The organism is Protaetiibacter sp. SSC-01, assembly GCF_014483895.1.
Classification (GTDB): domain Bacteria; phylum Actinomycetota; class Actinomycetes; order Actinomycetales; family Microbacteriaceae; genus Homoserinibacter.
The window spans coordinates 1,708,501-1,728,162 of record NZ_CP059987.1; the positions used below are offsets into that span (position 1 = coordinate 1,708,501).

At 71.7% G+C, this 19,662-nt stretch carries 14 protein-coding genes, 1 tRNA gene and 1 pseudogene; 2 read left to right on the top strand and 14 right to left on the bottom strand.

Translation table 11 applies throughout. The features are described 5' to 3' along the window. Positions 1-114 precede the first annotated feature (114 nt). Positions 115-3,825, top strand: a complete 3,711-nt coding sequence (locus H4J02_RS08075) for an SCO7613 C-terminal domain-containing membrane protein (RefSeq protein ID WP_187674124.1) — start codon at positions 115-117, stop codon at positions 3,823-3,825. A 44-nt stretch (positions 3,826-3,869) separates the two neighbouring features. Here the strand turns inward: H4J02_RS08075 and H4J02_RS08080 are convergent, their stop codons facing one another. The 5 genes from H4J02_RS08080 to H4J02_RS08100 form a co-directional block, all read right to left on the bottom strand. Then, entirely contained in the window at positions 3,870-4,112 is a 243-nt protein-coding gene (locus H4J02_RS08080) for a PLDc N-terminal domain-containing protein (protein ID WP_187674125.1), read from the bottom strand. A 19-nt stretch (positions 4,113-4,131) separates the two neighbouring features. Further along, positions 4,132-4,205 (bottom strand) — tRNA-Ile (locus tag H4J02_RS08085). A gap of 9 nt (positions 4,206-4,214) precedes the next feature. After that, positions 4,215-5,555: a hypothetical protein gene (locus H4J02_RS08090; RefSeq protein WP_187674126.1), complete on the bottom strand. Its 1,341-nt coding sequence runs from the start codon at positions 5,553-5,555 to the stop codon at positions 4,215-4,217. Then, the gene (locus tag H4J02_RS08095) at positions 5,552-6,778 is read right to left on the bottom strand and encodes a glycosyltransferase (RefSeq protein ID WP_262405985.1); all 1,227 of its coding nucleotides are present in this window, start codon (positions 6,776-6,778) and stop codon (positions 5,552-5,554) included. Before H4J02_RS08095 ends, H4J02_RS08090 begins: the two co-directional genes overlap by 4 nt. A 39-nt stretch (positions 6,779-6,817) precedes the next feature. After that, positions 6,818-7,771, bottom strand: coding sequence for a DMT family transporter (locus tag H4J02_RS08100; RefSeq protein WP_262405986.1), 954 nt, complete (start codon positions 7,769-7,771; stop codon positions 6,818-6,820). A 40-nt stretch (positions 7,772-7,811) separates the two neighbouring features. Between H4J02_RS08100 and def the strand changes: the two genes are divergently transcribed. After that, positions 7,812-8,378, top strand: a complete 567-nt coding sequence (gene def / locus H4J02_RS08105; RefSeq protein WP_187674127.1) for a peptide deformylase — start codon at positions 7,812-7,814, stop codon at positions 8,376-8,378. 3 nt (positions 8,379-8,381) lie between these two features. Here the strand turns inward: def and dnaE are convergent, their stop codons facing one another. The 9 genes and pseudogenes from dnaE to murC all read right to left on the bottom strand — a co-directional run. Continuing rightward, on the bottom strand, positions 8,382-11,843 hold the full coding sequence (dnaE, locus tag H4J02_RS08110) for a DNA polymerase III subunit alpha (protein ID WP_262406271.1): 3,462 nt from the start codon (positions 11,841-11,843) through the stop codon (positions 8,382-8,384). A 99-nt stretch (positions 11,844-11,942) separates the two neighbouring features. Continuing rightward, positions 11,943-12,860 (bottom strand): RluA family pseudouridine synthase, encoded by a 918-nt coding sequence (locus H4J02_RS08115; protein ID WP_187674129.1) that lies wholly within the window; start codon positions 12,858-12,860, stop codon positions 11,943-11,945. Between the two features lie 25 nt (positions 12,861-12,885). After that, the gene (gene lspA, locus H4J02_RS08120) at positions 12,886-13,416 is read right to left on the bottom strand and encodes a signal peptidase II (RefSeq protein ID WP_262405987.1); all 531 of its coding nucleotides are present in this window, start codon (positions 13,414-13,416) and stop codon (positions 12,886-12,888) included. A 37-nt stretch (positions 13,417-13,453) separates the two neighbouring features. Next, positions 13,454-14,539 carry a DivIVA domain-containing protein gene (locus H4J02_RS14095; RefSeq protein WP_187674130.1) on the bottom strand — a complete coding sequence of 362 codons (1,086 nt, stop codon included), beginning with the start codon at positions 14,537-14,539 and terminating at the stop codon, positions 13,454-13,456. A gap of 182 nt (positions 14,540-14,721) precedes the next feature. Next, complete coding sequence (locus H4J02_RS08130) at positions 14,722-15,198, bottom strand: cell division protein SepF (protein WP_187674131.1); 477 nt, start codon at positions 15,196-15,198, stop codon at positions 14,722-14,724. A 35-nt stretch (positions 15,199-15,233) separates the two neighbouring features. Beyond that, the gene (locus tag H4J02_RS08135; RefSeq protein WP_187674132.1) at positions 15,234-15,917 is read right to left on the bottom strand and encodes a YggS family pyridoxal phosphate-dependent enzyme; all 684 of its coding nucleotides are present in this window, start codon (positions 15,915-15,917) and stop codon (positions 15,234-15,236) included. A gap of 3 nt (positions 15,918-15,920) precedes the next feature. Then, positions 15,921-17,069, bottom strand: a complete 1,149-nt coding sequence (ftsZ, locus tag H4J02_RS08140) for a cell division protein FtsZ (protein WP_187674133.1) — start codon at positions 17,067-17,069, stop codon at positions 15,921-15,923. Positions 17,070-17,207: 138 nt separating this feature from the next. Further along, positions 17,208-18,248 (bottom strand): FtsQ-type POTRA domain-containing protein, encoded by a 1,041-nt coding sequence (locus H4J02_RS08145; RefSeq protein WP_187674134.1) that lies wholly within the window; start codon positions 18,246-18,248, stop codon positions 17,208-17,210. Further along, positions 18,237-19,659, bottom strand: a pseudogene (murC, locus tag H4J02_RS08150) (UDP-N-acetylmuramate--L-alanine ligase); the annotation flags it as partial. The pseudogene murC and the gene H4J02_RS08145, both read right to left, overlap by 12 nt. Positions 19,660-19,662 lie beyond the last annotated feature (3 nt).

The following is a 19,662-nucleotide window of genomic DNA, read 5'->3' on the forward strand; positions in this document are numbered from 1 at the left end:
GTGCAACCGCGCGGGACACGGGAGTATTTCGTCACACGACGTCCGACGCGCGATCCATCCCCATCAGCCTCGCGGATGACGAGCGTCGCTCGCTCCTCTCACTAGGCTCCGACCATGACCTGGACCGACGACGTCGCGCGCTTCGTGCTCGACGTGGACGCCTGCCCGCGCTGTCACACCCGCACCTGGGGCGGTCTCCCGGCCCTCCGCGATGGGGTCTGCGCGCGGTGCGGCGCGGATGTGCGCGAGGCCGGCGCCGAGCTCTGGGAGGCGTCCCAGGAACTCGTCGCGGCGGCACGGCGGCGCCAGGCCATCGTCGACGCGCTCCCGACCGCGGTGGCGGCCGCGGCATCCGCTTCCCCTGTTGCGACGGCGGCTGCGGCGGCACCCCCTGCGGTCGCCGGGGCCGCGCCCGTCGCGAAGCCCGTCGAACGCCCCCGCTCCGCCGTGAGCCTTCAGTCGGTGCTCGCCGTCGTCGGCGCGGGGCTCCTCGCGGTCGCGGCGATCGTCTTCACCTTCCTCAACCCCGACCTCACCGACTTCTCGACGCGCACGACGATCATCGGAGTCGTCACCGCCGTGTTCCTGGGCGGCGCGTGGCTGCTGCACAGCCGCCGCCTGCAGTTCTCGGCCGAGGCCGTCGGCGCGCTCGGCATGGTGTTCCTCGCGCTCGACGTCTGGGCGTTCTCGCGCGTCGCCCCCGACGGGCTGAGCGCCTGGTTCTTCGGCGCGCTCGGCCTCGCCGTGAGCGGCGCCGTCATGGTGGCCGTCGGTGCGTGGCTTCGGATGCGCACCTGGCTGTGGTCGGGGCTCGTCGGCCTCGCGCTCGTGCCGGCCCTCGTCGGCTACGGCTTCGACGAGCTGCGTGTGTTCTCCCCCGCCGACGTCGCGACGGCGTGGGGCCACGTCGCCGTCCTGCTCGTCGGATGGGGCCTCATCGAGCTCACGCGCCCGCTCGGGCGGCGGATGGCGTCGCCGCTGCGCGCGGACCGCGTGGCGATCACGGTGCTGCAGCTGCTGGCGATCCTCCTCACGCTCGTCATCGCGGCCACCTGGATGTTCCGCGGCGACGACCTGCGGCTCGCGAGCGCTGCCGTGCTCGGGGCGCTCGCCGTGGGCGCGCTCCTCAGCACCCGAGGTGTCGCCCCCGTGCTGTGGAGCATCGTCTCGGGCCTGCTCGTGTCGGGCGCCCTCGTCCAGCTCGCGCTCACCGTGCCCGTGCGCGACGGCTGGCAGCCCGTCTCCCTCGCCGTCGCCGTGACGCTCCCCGTCGTCGCAACGGCGGTCATCCGCCGGATGGGCAGCATCAACCGCTCGGCTCTGCTCGTGACCCAGCTGATCGTCGCCGCCTTCCTCGCGCTGCCCGCGATCGTGCTGATCCTCGCGTACGGGGCGACCGCACTCGCCCTCACGTGGATGTCGCGCCGCGAGCCCTGGGTCGTCGAGCCCGTGACCGCGGAGGGCGCACTCGTCGCGGTGATCTCCCTCGGCGTCATCGCGACGGGCGTCTGGGCGGCCTCGCGCGGCGTGCGCACCCCCGCAGCCGCCGGGCTCCTCGCAGCCACGGCGCGCTGGGTGCTCGTGCCGGCCGCCGCGGGGCTCCCCCTCGTCGCCCCCGCTCACGTCGCCGCCGTCGTCGCCATCTCGCTCGGGCTGTCGGCGGCGTCGTCGCTCGCGCTCCTGTTCGTGCCGCGCGTGCGCGACTCGCGGCTCACCCTGCGGGCGCCCATCGCCATGGTCGCCTACGGCGGCGTCGTCGAGGCCATCGGGTTCTCGTGGCCGCATGCCGAGCTCGCGGGCGTCGCGGGAGCCCTGGCGGTCGGGGCGATCGCGCTCGCGGCCCGGTCGGCGTCGCCCCGCATCCGCCCCCTCCACACGGGGCTCGGCTTCGGCTACGCCATCATCGCGGGCGCCGCGGCGCTCAGCCTCACCGAGCTGGGCACGCTGCCGGTGCTGTGCCTGCTCACGAGCGGCGCCGCACTCGTCGCGATCGCGGCATCCGTCACCTCGTGGCTGCCGGTCGGCAGCTGGTACGCCGTGCTCGGCGTGACCGCCGTGCCGTTCGGCATCGGCGTCTTCTCGGTTCTCACCGAGCGCAGCGGCTGGACAGCGCTCTCGACGGGCGTCATCCTGCTGCTCGCCGTGACGCTCCTGCTGACGCGGCGCACGGGTGCGGGGCTGCTGCTGCGCGCGGGGGCGGCGGCGCTCATCGTGCCGACGCTCGCCGTCGTCGTCGTGTGCCTCACGGCGCAGCTGCTGACCGTGAGCGGCTCGCCGTACGCGCTCGTCATCATCGCGGTGCTCGTCGCGTGCGCGCTGCCCACCACGGGCCTCGTGCGCGCCGGTCTCTTGCGTTACGGCATGCCGGAGCCGATCGCGGACGCGGTGCGGCTCGCGATCGAGGCGTCGTCGCTCGTCACGGGGGCGATCGCCGTCGTGCTCGCCCTTGTGCGTGCCGCCGCGGGCCTCGAGATCGCTTTCGTCGTGCTGCTCGTGCTCGGCATCGGCGCCGCGGCCACGGCCCTCTGGATGCGGCGACGCTACGGCTGGTGGACGGCCGCGGCATCCTGGACGGGCGCCCTGTGGTGCGCGTGGGCGCTCGCGGGCGTCACGGTCGTCGAGCCCTACCTGCTGCCGCCCGCCCTCGCGGCGATCACGGTCGGCACGATCCTGCTCGCGCGCCGTCGCACCGCGGCTCCGCGCTCAGCGGCGGCGCTCGTCGCGACGGGCCTGGGCATCGCCGTCGTGCCGTCGCTCGCCCTGCTGGCGATCACGGGCAACGGCACGGGCACCTCGTTCGAGGCGGCGTCGGAGCTGTGGCGCGCCTACGCGCTCCTCGCGGGCGGTGTCGTGCTCGTCGTGCTCGCAGCGCTCGTGACGCGCCCCGCGGGAGTCGTGCCGACGCGCTTCGAGAGCATCCGTCCGGCCCTGCTGCTCGCCGCCGTCGTGGCGGGCGCCGCCGGCACGGTGCAGGGGGTGCGCCTCGCCTGGGAGGTCGACGCGCTGCCGATCGCCGACATGCACCAGATGGCGCAGGTGTTCGGCTTCGCGATCCTCGGCGCGGGTATCGCGGGCGCGGCTGGTGTGCTCGCCGTCACGGCGGGCACGCGCTCGCGCTGGGTGTTCGCGCCCGCGTTGCTCTTCCTCGCGATCGGACCGATGGCGGCGATCCGCAACGACCCCGCCGCGATCTGGACGCTGTGGGGCCTCGAGCTCGCGCTCCTGCTCGCCATGATCGCCACCGTATGGCGGGCGCGCGAGGGTGCCGTGCACCTGCCGCCCGTGTGGTTCCAGTGGGCGCTCGCGTGGACGGTCGCCGTGACGGCGTGGAGCCAGCGCGAGATCCTGCGCGTCGAGGGCTTCTCGATCCCGCTCGGCATCGCGCTCGTCATCGTCGGCGCGATCGCGTTCGCGCGGGGGCGACGCGACAGCGAGCCCCGCACGCTCCACACGTGGCCGATCGGCTTCTCCGGCTCCTGGGCGACCCTCGCGCCCGGCATCATCGCGACGCTCCTGCCCTCGGTCATGGCGACCTTCACCGACCCGCAGACGTGGCGCGCCATCCTCGTGATCGCGTTCGCGCTCATCGCGGTGCTCGTGGGCGCCCGCAAGACGCTCGCGGCGCCGTTCATCCTCGGGATCTCGGCGCTCCCGCTCGAGATCCTCGTGGTGTTCCTCGTGCAGCTCGGCGACACGATCAACCCGCTCCTGTGGTGGATCACGCTCGCGACGGCGGGCATCGTGCTGCTCGTCATCGCGGTCGGCTGGGAGCGCCGGACGGGAGCGGATGCGTCGCTCGCCGCCCGCATCCGCGACCTGCGGTAGCCGCCTACCCTGGAAGCATGCCCTGCTCTGAGGCGCGTCCGCGATCAGGCCCGCGAGGTGCGGGCCGTGCGCCGACTCAGCGGCAGCCCGACGAGCAGCCAGGCGAGCGCGCCGACGACGGGAGCGACGACGATCGTGGCCGTCCAGATGATGAGGTGAAGGGGCGCCATCCGGTCGCGGGCCCCGACGAGCGTCGCGATCGCCGCCACGAAGAGCACGCAGAGCAGCACGACCGCGATGCTCCAGACGATGTCGTACCCGCTCGGCAGCAGGGGGTTCGTGTCCATGGCAGCACCCGCTTTCTCGTAGGGCGGACGGGACTTGAACCCGTGACCGACGGATTATGAGTCCGCTGCTCTAACCGGCTGAGCTACCGCCCCGCGACAACGCTACCGGCTGAGCGGGTCGTCGCCGGTCAGGCCGCGGCGGGCGCGCTCACCCGCAGCCTCGACGAGCCACTCGACGCGGCGCGCGTGGGCGCGGCGGCGGGCGATCCAGCCCCACAGCGCGAGGGCGCTCAGGGCGACACCGACGATCGTCGCGGCGACGCCGACGGGCACGGGACCGTAGCCCTGGGCGAGCGCCACGGGACCGCCGATGACGGCGAAGAACGCGACGATCGCGAGCACCATGAGACCCACGGCGCCCATGCGACCGCCGGGCGCCCGCAGCCAGGCCGCGTGGAACGCGTCGGGCAGGCCCCGACGGCGCTGCGCCTCGGATGCGAACGCGAGCCAACGCTGCGACTCGGCACGGCGGCGCGCGTCGTCGACGTCGGCGGCTGTAGCCCACGCGATGCCGGCGAGCAGGGCGACACCGATCGCGATCGACATCGCCGCTGTGAGCGGGTCCTCGTCGGCGGCGCCGAAGTCGACGCCCGTGCTCTCCATGACGACGAGCAGCGCGAGGAGCCCGGCCGCACCGAGGGTCGCGACGGCGAGCACCCAGAACGCGATGCGGCGCGCGAGCGCGGTCGAGCGGGTCGCAGCAGCGAGCTCGCGCTCGACCGCGGTGTCGTCGACGGGCTGAGCGGAGGAAGCGGACGCGGCAGCGGTCTCCGGCGCGGACGGCGCGACGTCGAGCACCGCGGCATCCACGGCATCCGCGGCATCCGCTGCGTCCGCGAGCGGCTCCTCGACCCCGAGCCCCGCGAACCGCACTCCGCGCAGCTCGTCGAGCTCGCGCAGCACGAGCCCGCGGTCGACATCGACGCGGCGGCCGCTCGCGAGCACGTTCTCGCTCAGGAAGGCCCGCTCGCTCTCCGAGGTGCGCACGACGGGGATCGCGGACGCGGCGACGACCTCGCGAAGGACACCGAGCTGCGCGGGGTCGAGCCCGCGGATCGGCACACCCGCGACGAGCACGCGGATGCCGCGCCCGGCATCCGTGCGCAGCGTCAGCACGAGATACGCAGAGCCGCCGCCCGCGGACACGGAGCGGCGCGCGGCGACGATCTCGGACGGCCGAACGACGCGGCCGCGCACGCGGAGCGCCCCGTCCGCATCCGCGACCACGCGCGGGTACGCGGCCGAGAGGCCGAGCACGACCGCCGCGACGATCGGCACGGCGATCGCGACGAAGACGAGCACACGCGGCGTGCCGTCGGGAAGGAGCTCCGCGACGGGCTCTTGCAGCACGACGCTCAGCACGAGCACGGCGACGACGATGGGCGCGATCGCCCGACGCCACGCGGCCGGTTGCAGCACGCGAGGCGTCGCCGAGGCGCTCACCGGGTGAGCTCCCCCTCGGTGTCGGGGTCGACGACGGTCTCGCCGCGGTAGAGGGCCTCGAAGATGTCGAGCGTGCGCTGGATGTCGTGCGGCTCGACGGTGCGCAGGGCGCCCCGGCGCAGGCGGTCGAGCTCCTCGGGGGTCGCCGTGAGCACGGCGCGCAGGTGGCGCGCGAACTCGTCGACGTCGCCGGGCTGGTACAGGTAGCCGTTGAGCCCCGGGTGCACGAGGTGCGGCAGCGCCATGGCGTCGGCGGCGACGACGGGCAGACCCGACGCGAGCGCTTCCATCGTCGCGATCGACTGCAGCTCGGCGCGCGACGGCATCGCGAAGACGGATGCGCCGGTGAGCTCGCGGCGCAGCTCGTCGTCGGAGACACGGCCCGTGAAGCGCACGCGGTCGGTGACGCCGAGCTCTCGCGCACGCGCCTCGAGCCGCGGGCGCATCTCGCCGTCGCCGATGATGACGAGCTTCGCGTCGAGGTCCTGCAGCTTCGCGACGGCCTCGATGGCCTCGTGGATGTACTTCTCCTCGTCGAGGCGCCCGAGAAAGGCGACGATGTTCTCCTCGCGCGGCGAGAAGTCGGGCGTGTAGAAGCTCATGTCGATGCCGCACGAGATCGCGTGCACGCCCGTGAGGCCCGTGCCGCGCTCGAAGAAGTCGGCCGCACGGCGCGTGGGCGCGGTGATCGCCTCGGCCATCTCGAACCACTTGCGTGCGGCGCGCCACTGGATGCGCGCGAGCCAGTCGAGGGTCGCCTTCGGCAGCACCTCGACGTGCTGGAGGATGTTCTCGGGCATCGTGTGGTTCGTTCCCACGAGACGGATGCCGTGGCGCTTCGCCGAGGTCGCGAGCCCGCGGCCCACGACGATGTGCGACTGGAAGTGGATGGCATCCGGCTTCACCTCGCGCACGATGCGCTCGGCGTTCGCCTTGACCCGCCACGGCAGCATGAAGCGCAGCCACGGGTGCGGGAGCCAACGCCAGGAGTACACGCGGTGCACGGTCATCGGCACGCCTTCGTGGACCTCGGTGAACGTTCCGGCGGCCCCCTTCTGGGCGGGCGCCATGACGTGCACGTCGTGCCCGCGCGAGGCCAGCCCGGCCGCGAGGTTGCGGCTGAACGTCGCGGCACCGTTCACATCGGGGGCGAACGTGTCGCACCCGATGAGGATGGTGAGGCGGGCTTCGGTGGGGGGCGTCGACGACGGTGCGTCGGTCACTCGATCAGTCCCTCGGTCGGCGGAAAGAACCCCTCTAAGTTACCGCAGCGGGGCGAACTCGCCCGGCTCATCGCGCCGGTGGGTCTGGGGGTGGTGCTTCGCGAGCTGGAAGACGCCGAAGATCGCGACGCCGCCGGCGACGATCCACACGAGCGCCGCCCAGAGCGGGGTGTTCGAGGCCTCGCCGAGCACGAAGATGCCGATCGCGACGGCGACGAGCGGGTCGATGACGGTGAGGCCCGCGATCACGAGGTCGGGAGCGCCCACCGAGTACGCGGTCTGCACGAAGTAGAAGCCGAGACCGAGCGCGAGCAGCAGGGCGATGCCGCCGACGACCGTGACCCAGTCGAGGTTGCCGGTCAGGATGCGGTTGATGACGACCTTCGCGATCGACGCGACGAAGCCGTACAGGATGCCGCCCGCGGCGATGTAGAAGAGCGCGTTGACGCGCTTGCGGAAGAAGGCGAACGCGGCGCCGAGCGCGAGGAGCACGACGCCGAGGATCGCGAGCACGATGATGAGCTGCGTCTCCTTGAGCACGTGCTCGGTCGCGTAGAACGCGGCGACCGTGACGAAGACGCCGATCCCGACGACGCACATGAGGATCGCCGTGATCGCGGGGCGCTCGAGCTTCACCTTCGAGACGCGCGCGTTGAGGATCGAGGTGAGCACGAGGGCGACGATGCCGATGGGCTGCACCACGATGAGGGGCGCGAAGCCGAGGGCGACGAGCTGGAAGACGATCGCGAGGCCCAGCATGAGCGTGCCGAAGAGCCAGCTCGGGCGGGCGAGGAGGCGCACGAGCTGACCGCCGGAGAGACCCGCCTTCTGTCCGGAGCCGTGCGAGGCCTCGACCTTCTCGACGCCGCGATGCTGCAGCTGGGCGCCGAGCGACAGGAACACGGCGCCCACGATCGCGATGAGGATGCCGATGGGCGCGGAACCCTCGAAGAGTCGCACGACGTCGTCGGCGAGCGGAAGGACGTCAGGCACCCGACGAATCTACCCGTCCCGACGCCGATATCCTGTGCGAATGGCCGTTCTCCCGATCCGGATCACCGGGGACCCCGTGCTGCACGAGCGCGCCCAGGAGGTGGAGGAGATCGACGAGGGCCTCTCCGCCCTCGTGCACGACATGGAGGACACCATGTCGGCCGCACCGGGCGTGGGCCTCGCGGCGCCGCAGGTCGGCATCCCGCTGCGCCTCTTCGTCTACAACTGGCGCGACGAGGACGGCGTGCTGCACGCCGGCACCGCCATCAACCCGCAGCTGCTCATCTCCCCTCCGCCGGTCGGCATCGCCGACCCCGACGAGGACTCCGAGGGCTGCCTCTCCATCCCGGGCGAGCGCTTCCCGCTGCTGCGCTCGCACACGGCGCTCCTTCGCGCCGTCGACCTCGACGGCAAGCCGTACGAGATCCTCGCGACGGGTTGGCTCGCGCGCATCTTCCAACACGAGTTCGACCACCTCGACGGCGTGCTCTACGCCGACCGGCTCGCCGACGCGCACGGGCGCGCCGCAGCACGGGCGGTGCGCCGCAACAAGTGGGGCGTGCCGGGCAAGTCGTGGCTTCCGGGCCGCGACCACCTCGAGGACTAGCCCTCAGACGACGCAGTTGGGCCCGAGGAGGCTCTTGAGCTCGCCGTAGAGGTCGGCGGTCACCGACACCGGGTACGGGATCTCGAAGAGCCGCGCCGTGTCGCCGCGCACGAGGCGCAGCCGCACCTCGTTGTCGCCGCGGTGGCGGATGAGCACGTCGCCGAGCGCCGAGACGACCTCGGTGGTCGCGCGGTGCTCGGGCACCTGGATGACAAGCGGACCCGAGCCGAGGCTCTGACCCGTGTCGGGCATGAACATGCTCTGCGCGTGCAGGCCGATGCCGTCGTCGCGCTGGCTCACGCGCGCCTTGATGACGGCGATGCTGTCGCCCTGCAGGCCCGGCGCGAACTCCTGGTAGGTCTTGCCGAGGAACATGACGCTCACCTCGCCGGTGAAGTCCTCGATCGTGACGACGCCGTACGGGTTGCCCGACTGCCGCGCCGTGCGGTGCTGCACGCTCGTGAGGAGGCCCGCGACCGTGACCGACTCGCCGTCCTGGATGCTGTCGGACGCGAGCAGGTCGCCGACCGTGATCGACGCGTGCTTCGCGAGCAGCACCTCGAGGCCGTCGAGCGGATGCTCGGAGACGTAGAGGCCGAGCATCTCGCGCTCGAAGGCGAGCTTGTCCTTCTTCGACCACTCGGGCCGCTCGGGCACGTGGTCGACGGCAGCGGGCTCGTCCCAGAGCGAGTCGAAGTCGAACCCGACCTGGCCGTTGGCCTCGTTGCGCTTGACCGAGACCGCCGACTCGACGGCCTCCTCGTGGATCTCGATGAGCGCGCGGCGGGTCGTGCCGAGCGAGTCGAAGGCGCCCGCCTTGATGAGCGACTCGATCGTGCGCTTGTTGAGAGCCGCGAGCGGCACCTTGCGCAGGAAGTCGTGGAAGGACGTGAACTTGTCCTTCTCCTCGCGCGCTGCCCGGATCTGGTCGACGACGCCGAAGCCCACATTGCGCACGGCGCCGAGACCGAAGCGGATGTCCTCCCCGACGGCCGCGAAGAAGCCGATCGACTCGTTGACGTCGGGCGGGAGCACCTTGATGCCCATGCGGCGGCACTCGTTGAGGTAGACGGCGAGCTTGTCGCGCGCGTCGCCGACGCTCGTGAGGAGGGCCGCCATGTACTCGGCCGGGTAGTGCGCCTTGAGGTACGCCGTCCAGTAGCTCAGCACGCCGTAGGCGGCCGAGTGCGCTTTGTTGAACGCGTAGTCGGAGAAGGGCAGCAGGATGTCCCACAGCGTCTTGATGGCCGTGTCGGAGAAGCCGCGCTCCTTCATGCCCGCGCTGAAGCCCTCGTACTGCTTGTCGAGCTCGGACTTCTTCTTCTTGCCCATCGCGCGGCGCAGGATGTCGGCTTGGCCGAGCGAGAAGCCCGCCACCCGCTGCGCGATCGCCATCACCTGCTCCTGGTAGATGATGAGGCCGTAGGTCGTGTCGAGGATGTCCTTGAGGGGTTCCTCGAGCTCCGGGTGGATCGGCACGATCGGCTGCTGCCCGTTCTTGCGCAGCGCGTAGTTCGTGTGCGAGTTCGCACCCATGGGGCCGGGACGGTAGAGCGCGATGACGGCGGAGATGTCCTCGAAGTTGTCGGGCTTCATGAGGCGCAGGAGCGCGCGCATGGGCCCGCCGTCGAGCTGGAACACGCCGAGCGTGTCGCCGCGGCCGAGGAGCTCGTAGGCGGCCGGGTCGTCGAGGGCCAGTTCCTCGAGCACGGGCCGGAAGCCGCGGTTGGCCTCGATGTTGTCGAGGGCGTCGTCGATGATGGTGAGGTTTCTGAGCCCCAGGAAGTCCATCTTGATGAGGCCGAGGGCCTCCGCCGCGGGGTAGTCGAACTGCGTGACGATCTGGCCGTCCTGCTCACGGCGCATGATCGGGATGATGTCGATGAGCGGCTCGCTCGACATGATGACGCCTGCGGCGTGCACACCCCATTGGCGCTTGAGGCCCTCGAGGCCGCGCGCCGTCTCGAAGACCGTGCGCGCCTCCGCGTCGGTGTCGAGGATGGCGCGGAAGTCACCCGCCTCCTTGTAGCGGTCGTGGGCGGGGTCGACGATGCCCGAGAGCGGGATGTCCTTGCCCATGATCGCGGGCGGCATCGCTTTGGTGAGCTTCTCGCCCATCGAGAACGGGAAGCCGAGCACGCGGCCGGAGTCCTTGAGTGCCTGCTTCGCCTTGATCGTGCCGTAGGTGACGATCTGCGCGACGCGCTCCTCGCCGTACTTCTCGGTGACGTACTTGATGACCTCGCCGCGGCGACGCTCGTCGAAGTCGACGTCGAAGTCGGGCATCGAGACGCGGTCGGGGTTGAGGAAGCGCTCGAAGATGAGGCCGTGCTGGAGCGGGTCCAGGTCGGTGATCTTCATGGCGTACGCCGCCATGGAACCGGCACCCGAGCCGCGGCCGGGGCCGACGCGGATGCCGTGGTCCTTCGACCAGTTGATGAAGTCGGCGACGACGAGGAAGTAACCCGGGAAACCCATCTGCGTGATGACGCCGACCTCGTACTCGGCCTGCTTGCGCACGTCGTCGGGGATGCCGGCCGGGTAGCGCTCGTGGAGGCCGCGCTCGACCTCCTTGATGAACCAGCTCTCCTCGGTCTCACCCTCGGGCACCGGATAGCGCGGCATGTAGTTGGCGCTCGTGTTGAACGTCACGTCGCAGCGCTCGGCGATGAGGAGCGTGTTGTCGCACGCATCCGGGTGGTCGCGGAACAGCTGCCGCATCTCGGCGGGCGACTTGAGGTAGAACTCCTGCGAGTCGAACTTGAACCGCTTCGGGTCGGCGAGCGTCGAGCCCGACTGCACGCACAGCAGGATCTCGTGCGCCGAGGAGTCGTGCGCGTGCGTGTAGTGCAGGTCGTTCGTGGCGACGAGCGGGAGGCCGAGGTCTTTCGACAGCCGCACGAGGTCGGTCATGACGCGGCGCTCGATGCCGAGGCCGTGGTCCATGATCTCGACGAAGAAGTTGTCCTTGCCGAAGATGTCGCGGAACTCGGCGGCCGCCTCGCGCGCGAGCTCGTACTGACCGAGGCGCAGGCGCGTCTGCACCTCGCCCGACGGGCATCCGGTGGTCGCGATGATGCCCTTGCCGTAGGTCTGCAGCAGTTCGCGGTCCATACGTGGCTTGAAGTAGTAGCCCTCGATCGACGCGAGGCTCGAGAGACGGAAGAGGTTGTGCATGCCCTCCGTGTTCTCGGCCCACATCGTCATGTGGGTGTACGCGCCGGAGCCCGAGACGTCGTCCTCTCCCCCGTCGCCCCACCGCACGCGCGTCTTGTCGGTGCGGTGGGTGCCCGGCGTGAGGTAGGCCTCGGTGCCGATGATCGGCTTGACGCCCGCGTTGTTCGCCTGCGACCAGAAGTCGAAGGCGCCGAAGTTGTTGCCGTGGTCGGTGATCGCGATGCCCGGCATGCCCTGGGCCGCGACCTCCTTCATGAGGTCGGACACGCGGGCAGCGCCGTCGAGCATGCTGTATTCGCTGTGCACGTGCAGGTGCACGAAGGAATCGCTGCTCGTCACGCCTTCTCCGCCTCGATCCGGACTCGTGGGAAGGTCCGGGGTTCCAGACTAATCCGCACGGAGGACGTCGAGCGCGTGCTGGAGATCGTCGGGGTACCGTGTCTCGAACTCGACGTACTCCCCCGACCCGGGGTGGCGGAATCCGAGCCGCACGGCGTGCAGCCACTGCCGCGCGATGCCGAGCCGCGAGGCGAGCGTCGGGTCCGCGCCGTAGAGGATGTCGCCGACGCACGGGTGGCGCTGGGCCGACATGTGCACGCGGATCTGGTGCGTGCGTCCCGTCTCGAGGTGGATCTCGAGGAGGGTCGCCGCGCGCATCGCCTCGAGCGTGTCGTAGTGGGTGACGGCGTGCTTGCCGTCGGCCGTGACCGCGAACTTCCAGCTGGATCCCGGATGCCGTCCGACGGGCGCGTCGATCGTGCCCGAGAACGGGTCGGGGTGCCCCTGCACGACGGCGTGGTAGATCTTGTCGACCTCGCGGTCGTGGAACTGCCGCTTCATCTCGCTGTAGGCGCGCTCGCTCTTCGCGACGACCATGAGTCCGCTCGTGCCCACGTCGAGCCGGTGCACGATGCCCTGCCGCTCGGCGGATCCGGATGTCGCGATGCGGTACCCGGCGCCCGCGAGGGCTCCCAGCACGGTCGGCCCGTCCCATCCGCTCGCGGGGTGCGCGGCGACGCCGACGGGCTTGTCGATCACGACGATGTCGTCGTCGTCGTGCACGACGTGGAAGCCGGGCACGAGCTGCGGCACGACCGCGGGCTCGAGCTTGGGCGCCCACTCGACCTCGAGCCAGCCGGGGCGCACGCGGTCGGACTTACCGAGCACGGCGCCGTCGAGCGTCACCCCGCCGGCCTCGAGCACCTCCTGAGCGAAGGTGCGCGAGAACCCGAGCAGGCGGGCGACCGCGGCATCCGCTCGATCGCCGACGAGCCCGTCGGGGATCGGCATCCCACGACGCTCCATCAGCGCTCTCCTGTCACGGATGCCGTCACTCGTCGGCGGCGGGCGGCGTCGGAACCCGCTCGATCGTGTCGGAGGCCCTCGTGCCGTCGAGGTGCACGCCGCGGAGCGTCAGCAGCAGGAACAGCCCCATCGCGGTGGAGATCGCGATGTCGGCGATGTTGAAGATCGCCGGGAAGCCCCACACCCGGATGAAGTCGATGACGTGCCCCTGGCCGAAGCTCGGCTCTCGGAACAGGCGGTCGGTCACGTTGCCGAGCGCTCCGCCGAGGAGGAGGCCCAGCATCCAGGCCCACGCGGCGGACTTGATGCGCTTCGCGAGCACGATGATCGCGACGATGACGCCGACGGCGACGATCGAGAGGATCCACGTGAACCCGCTCGCGAGCGAGAACGCCGCGCCCGAGTTGCGCACGAAGTGGAACTGGAGCAGCTGCCCGATCACCTCGATCGACTCGCCCTCCTCGAGGTTGGCGACGATGAGGAACTTCGCGAGCTGGTCGAGGGCGAGGATCCCTGCCGCGACGACGCCGAGCAGCACGAGGGCGCGCACGCTCACGCGCGCGCGCCCCGTGAGGTCCGGCGTGCCCTGCGGCTCAGTTGCCGCCAAAACCGGGGAACTCGGTGTTGCGCTGCGAGTACGCGGGGTACTCGGGCTGCTGCGAGGACTGCTCGGGCTGCGAGGCCGGGTACTCGTTCGTCACCTGCGGCGCCGGGAAGCCGGCGTACGCGGGGGGCGTCGAGCCGCTCGCGGGCTGCGGGGCGGGAGCCTGGCTGTAGTCGCCGCCGTAGGCGGGCGCCGCGAACTCCTGCGGAGCGGGCTGCTCGGCGGGCGCGGCATCGGCCGGGGCCTCGTACGACGGCGGGTTCTCGACGACGGGCGACTCGTACGACGGGGCCTCGTAGCTCGGGGCCTCGTACGACGGCGGGTCGTAGCTGGGCGCCGCGAACGCGGGGGCCTCGGATGCCGGGGCCTCGGATGCGGGCGCGCCGAAGACGGGGCCGGCGGAGCCGAGCGCCGGCTGAGCGGCAGCCTCGGGCGCCGAGATCGGCGCGGCCGACTCAAGCTCACGCAGCTGACCCTCGATGTAGCCCTTGAGCTGGTCGCGGTACTCCGACTCGAAGATGCGGAGCTCCTCGATGCGGCGCTCGAGGCCCGACTTCTCTGCCTCGAGGGCCTCGATCGCGGTGCGCTGCTGCGTCTCCGCCTCGGACACGAGACGTGCGGCCGTCGCGTGGCCCTCGGCGATCAGCTGGTCGCGCTTCTCCATGCCCTCGCGCACGTGCTCCTCGTGGAGGCGGCGGGCGAGCTGGAGCAGGTTGTTGGTGTTGCTCTGGTCCATCGAGCCGTCCTGCTGGCCGAGGTCGGCGGCGGGAGCCGGAACCGGGGCGGGAGCGGGGGCCGCGACGGGCGCGGGCATCGCGGCGGGCGCCGGCGCCGGGACGGGGGCGACGCTCGGAGCGGCCGGCGCGGGAGCCTGGCTCGCGGAGCGCTGCAGCTCGCTCACGCGGGCGTCGGCGGCCACAAGGCGCTGGCGCAGCTCCTCGTTCTCCTGATTGAGGCGCCGGAGCTCGACGACGACCTCGTCCAGGAAGTCGTCGACCTCGTCCTGGTCGTAACCCTCACGGAACTTCGTGGGATTGAAACGCTTGTTGACGACATCTTCCGGCGTCAGAGCCATGACCGCACCTCGATTGCTTTCCTCATCCGGTTGGCGAATCCATCAACCGTAGCAAGGTTCAGGCCCCGGTTGAGAGTCGCGCGGTGACCAGATTACCGCCGTGCGGCTGAGAGGACGCTGCCCCCCGTTCGGTTGCCAGTGTGACTGGTGTGACTCGTGAGGAAAGCGGATGCCGGGAGGGCTCAGTGGGTCTCGAAGAAGCCCGCGTCGACCTCGGCGTCGGCCTCGGCCTGGTCGCCGCTCACGGCCACGTGCTCGGGCGAGAGCAGGAAGACCTTGTTGGTGACGCGCTCGATCTTGCCGTAGAGGCCCATCGAGAGGCCGCTCGCGAAGTCGATGAGGCGACGAGCCTCGGGCTCGCTCATCTGCGAGAGGTTGATGATGACCGGCACGCCCTCGCGGAAGCTCTCGGCGATCGTCTGCGCGTCCTTGTAGTGGCGCGGGTGCACCGTGAGGATCTCGTTCATGCCCGAGGGGGCCGTCCGGGGCGCGGCGGCGCGACGCAGCGGCGTCACGGGCGCGGGGCGCGAGTTCACGGGAGCGGACGCGGCAGCGGCCGTCTCGCGGGGCGCGGGCGCCGCCTGCTCGGGCGCGACGTCGTCGTACTCCTCATCGGCCAGGCCGAGGTAGACCATCGTCTTGCGCAGCGGGTTCGCCATGACATCCTCCGGATCGTGCGGTTCTGTTCCCGAGATTAACCGCGGTCCGGACGCTTTCCCGTGATTGCCGTGCCGATCCGCAGGTGTGTCGCGCCTTCGAGGATGGCCTCGGCGTAGTCGCCGGACATGCCCGCCGAGATGCGGTCGGCATCCGGCGCGAGCGACCGCACGCGCTCCGAGAGGGCGCGCAGACGCGCGAACGCGGCGCGCGGCTCCTCCCCGAGCGGCGCGACCGCCATGACGCCCACGAGACGGATGCCCGCGGTGCCGAGCACGCGCTCGGCGAGCCGTTCGGCGTCGGCCGGGTCGGCCCCGCCGCGTCCGGGCTGCCCCGAGAGGTCGATCTCGAGGAAGACGTCGACGGGGTCGTGGTCGGGGCCGGCGAGGGCGTCGACGAGCGAGTCGCGGTCGACGGAGTGGATGGCCCTCGCGTAGCGCCGCACGGCACGCGCCTTGTTGCTCTGGAGCTGGCCCACGAAGTGCCAGCTCAGCTCGAGGTCGGCCGTCTCGGCGGCCTTCGCCTGCGCCTCCTGGTGGCGGTTCTCCCCCACGTCGCGCACACCGAGGGCGGCGAGTTCGCGCACGAGGGAGGCGGGGTGGAACTTGGTGACGACGATGCGCGTGAGCTCGCCGGGGTCGCGGCCTGCGGCGCGTGCCGCATCCGCGATCCCGGCGTCGACCGTCGCGAGCCGCTCGGCGAGCGGGGCGTCGGCGCTCATGGGCTACTTCAGGAAGTCGGGGATGTCGAGGTCGCCCTCGTCGTCGAAGTCGTCGAGCGACGCGACGACGGGCACCTCGGGCTCACGTGCCCAGCCCTCGGGCGCGGCCGGGGCTGCGCCCTCCTCCGTCGACGCGGCGACCGCGACGGGCACGGGGGCCTCGACGAAGTTGCTGCGACGCTCGGTCTGCGGCTTCGGGGCGGGCTCGCCTCCGTCGAAGCCCGCGGCGATGACGGTGACGCGCACCTCGTCGCCGAGGGTGTCGTCGATGACGGCGCCGAAGATGATGTTCGCCTCGGGGTGCACGGCCTCCTGCACGAGGCGCGCGGCGTCGTTGATCTCGAAGATGCCGAGGTTCGAGCCGCCCTGGATCGAGAGGAGCACGCCGTGGGCGCCGTCGATCGAGGCCTCGAGCAGCGGGCTCGCGACGGCGAGCTCGGCCGCCTTGATGGCGCGGTCGGCTCCCCTGCTCGCCCCGATGCCCATGAGCGCCGAGCCCGCGCCCTGCATGACCGACTTGACGTCGGCGAAGTCGAGGTTGATGAGGCCGGGAGTCGTGATGAGGTCGGTGATGCCCTGCACACCGGCGAGGAGCACCTGGTCGGCGGTCGAGAACGCCTCGAGCATCGAGATGCCGCGGTCGCTGATCTCGAGCAGGCGATCGTTCGGCACGACGATGAGGGTGTCGACCTCGTTCTTGAGGGTCGCGACGCCGATCTCGGCCTGCGCCTGGCGGCGCTTGCCCTCGAAGCCGAATGGCTTCGTGACGACACCGATCGTGAGGGCGCCGATGGACTTCGCGATGCGGGCCACGACGGGCGCGCCGCCGGTTCCCGTGCCGCCGCCCTCGCCCGCGGTGACGAAGACCATGTCGGCGCCCGCGAGGGCCTCCTCGATCTCCTCCGCATGGTCCTCGGCGGCGCGACGGCCGACCTCGGGGTCGGCGCCGGCGCCGAGTCCGCGGGTCAGCTCACGCCCCACGTCGAGCTTGACGTCGGCGTCGCTCATGAGCAGCGCCTGAGCGTCGGTGTTGATGGCGATGAACTCGACGCCGCGCAGGCCGAGCTCGATCATCCGGTTCACCGCGTTCACGCCACCGCCGCCGATACCGACGACCTTGATGACGGCGAGGTAGTTCTGGTTCGAAGTCACGTCCGGCCTCCCGGAGAAAACCCTCAACCTCTACTTGAGGTTTGGAGTCTTTCTCAGTACTCTTGTGTGCCCTCACGGTAAGCGCGGCGACCCGCACCCTCGGCGCGACACCCCGCGTGTCGCGAAACGGAGCAGCGCTCAGCCCGCGTTGAAGACCGCGGTGCCCGGAGCGGACACGTCGTAGGTGCCCGGGCCGGAGCCGCCGTGGATCGCGACGAGCGCCGCGAGCACGCGCGCCTTGTGCTCCGAGTCGTCGGCGCTCCCCCACACGACCCGCTGCGTCGAGCCCGCGAGCGTGAGGGTCACGTCGTCGCGCGTCGTCGCCGAGATCGCATCGAGCTGGTCGCGCACGGACGTCGGCAGCACGAGCAGCACCTCGGCGATCGAGCCGAACGCGGCCCCGCCGACATCCGAGGCCTCGAGGTCGATGAGCGGCAGCCCCGCGGGACGCTGCGGGCTCGTCGCGAGCACGACGCCCGCCGCATCGACGATCTGGAACCTGCTGCCCTTCACCATCGCGCCGACGGGTGTGCGCTCGACGACGTGGATGATGAGCGTGCCCGGCGGCAGGATCTCGGTCGAGTAGCTGCGGATGAGCGTGAACTCGCCGAGCTGGTCGCGCAGCTCGCCCTCGTCGAGGAGCGCGAGGGGCGTGCCGAGCTGCCCGTCGACGGCGTCGACGATCTGCGCCGGGTCGAGGCTCGTCGTGCCCTCGACGCGGATGTCGCGGAGGGCGAGGAGCGGCGAGTAGACGGCCATGAGGCTGATGCCGACGAGGCTCCCGACGAGAGTGAGCCCGATCGCCCACGCGATGCGGCGGCGGCGCACGCGGCGCGTGAAGCGGCGCAGCTCGCGCTTCTCGGCGCGCTTGCGGGCGCGCTCCGCGGCGCGCAGCTCGGCCTCGGCGACGCGGCTCGCGGATGCGCGGCGCAGCCTGCGCGGGGGCTGGGTCGTGCGGGGTCGCTCGGGGTCGGTCGCCTCGACGGGCTTCGGCTGTCGCGGGGGCTTCGGCTGCTTCGCGGGCTTCGTCGGCTTCGGCTTCGCCGACTTCGGCTCCGTGGGCGGCTTCGGGCGCGCCTGCGCGGACGGCTTCGGGAGCCCGCGGCGCTTCGGCTCCGCGGATGCCGCGCTCGGCACCTCGGCGCGGGCCGGCTCGTCGAACCCCTCGGGCCGCCTCATCCGTCCCGCCCGGTCACGTCCGGTCGGCCGCGAGGGCGTCGAGCACCTGCGGGATGATGCGGTAGACGTCGCCGCAGCTGAGCGTCATGACGAGGTCGCCCTCGCGCGCGATCTCGGCCACGCGGTCCGCCGCGGCCTGCCAGTCGGGCAGGAAGTCGACGCGCGACGGGTCGGTGAAGCGCTCGGCGACGAGCGCGCCGGTGACACCGGGCTCCGGGTCCTCGCGGGCGCCGTAGACGTCGAGCACGACGGTGTGGTCGGCGAGGCGCTCATAGACCTCCGCGAAATCGCCCGCCATGAGGCGCGTACGGCTGTAGAGATGCGGCTGGTGGATCGCGATGACGCGACCCGAGCCGACGACCGAGCGCGCGGTCGAGAGCGCGGCCTCGACCTCCGTGGGGTGGTGGGCGTAGTCGTCGTACACGCGCACGCCGCGCACCTCGTCGTGGAGCTCGAAGCGGCGACCCGTGCCGGCGAAGGCCTCGAGACCGCGCACGACGGCCTCGGGGTCGTGGCCGAGGGTCACGAGCACCGCGAAGGCGCCCGCGGCGTTGAGGGCGTTGTGCGCTCCCGGGATCGCCATCTGCACGCGGTACTCGCGGCCCGCGTAGGCGATCGCGAAGGAGACCGGGCCCTCTGCGACGACGGAGTGCACGCGCACCTCGGCGTCGTCGGCGAGGCCGAAGCTCACGATGCGCTTGCCATCGAGGCGGCGCGTCACCGCGAGAGTGCCCGCGTCGTCGCTCGAGGCGACGACGAACTCGGTCGCCTCCTGTGCGAAGCGCACGAAGGCGTCCTCGAACGCCTTCTGCGTGCCGTAGTGGTCGAGGTGGTCGGCGTCGACGTTCGTGATGAGCGCGACCGCCGTGTCGTAGAGCAGGAAGGATCCGTCGGACTCGTCGGCCTCGACGACGAACAGGTCGTCCGAGCCGTAAGCCGAGCTGCGACCGTAGCCCGCGATGACGCCGCCGTTGACGAAGCCCGGGTCGGCGCCGATCTCGCGCAGCGCCGTCACGATCATGCCCGTCGACGTGCTCTTGCCGTGGGCACCCGCGACCGAGACGACGCGGTGGCCGCGGATGAGCCAGTTGAGCGCGAGCGAGCGGTGCAGCACGGGGATGCCCTCGGCGAGGGCGCGCTGGTACTCGGGGTTGTCCTCCCACAGGGCGCCCGTCACGACGACCGTGTCGGCGTCGCCGACGTTCGCCGCGTCGTGCCCGATCGCGATCGTCGCGCCCGCCTTGCGCAGCTCGGCCACGGCATCCGACTCCCGCGCGTCCGACCCCGTCACACGGTGGCCGGCCTCGAGCAGCAGACGCGCGATCCCGCTCATGCCGGAGCCGCCGATGCCCACGAAGTGCACGGCGCCGAGCTCCTCGGGGAGCTCCTGGTCGAGGTCGGGCTTGATCATCCT

Excerpts from the sequence above, each read along its gene's own strand:
- H4J02_RS08075 (WP_187674124.1), top strand. The coding sequence starts at position 115 with ATGACCTGGACCGACGACGTCGCGCGCTTCGTGCTCGACGTGGACGCC.
- H4J02_RS08080 (WP_187674125.1), bottom strand. The coding sequence starts at position 4,112 with ATGGACACGAACCCCCTGCTGCCGAGCGGGTACGACATCGTCTGGAGC.
- def (WP_187674127.1), top strand. The coding sequence starts at position 7,812 with ATGGCCGTTCTCCCGATCCGGATCACCGGGGACCCCGTGCTGCACGAG.
- dnaE (WP_262406271.1), bottom strand. The coding sequence starts at position 11,843 with ATGCTCGACGGCGCTGCCCGCGTGTCCGACCTCATGAAGGAGGTCGCG.
- H4J02_RS08115 (WP_187674129.1), bottom strand. The coding sequence starts at position 12,860 with ATGGAGCGTCGTGGGATGCCGATCCCCGACGGGCTCGTCGGCGATCGA.
- H4J02_RS14095 (WP_187674130.1), bottom strand. The coding sequence starts at position 14,539 with ATGGCTCTGACGCCGGAAGATGTCGTCAACAAGCGTTTCAATCCCACG.
- H4J02_RS08130 (WP_187674131.1), bottom strand. The coding sequence starts at position 15,198 with ATGGCGAACCCGCTGCGCAAGACGATGGTCTACCTCGGCCTGGCCGAT.
- H4J02_RS08135 (WP_187674132.1), bottom strand. The coding sequence starts at position 15,917 with ATGAGCGCCGACGCCCCGCTCGCCGAGCGGCTCGCGACGGTCGACGCC.
- H4J02_RS08145 (WP_187674134.1), bottom strand. The coding sequence starts at position 18,248 with ATGAGGCGGCCCGAGGGGTTCGACGAGCCGGCCCGCGCCGAGGTGCCG.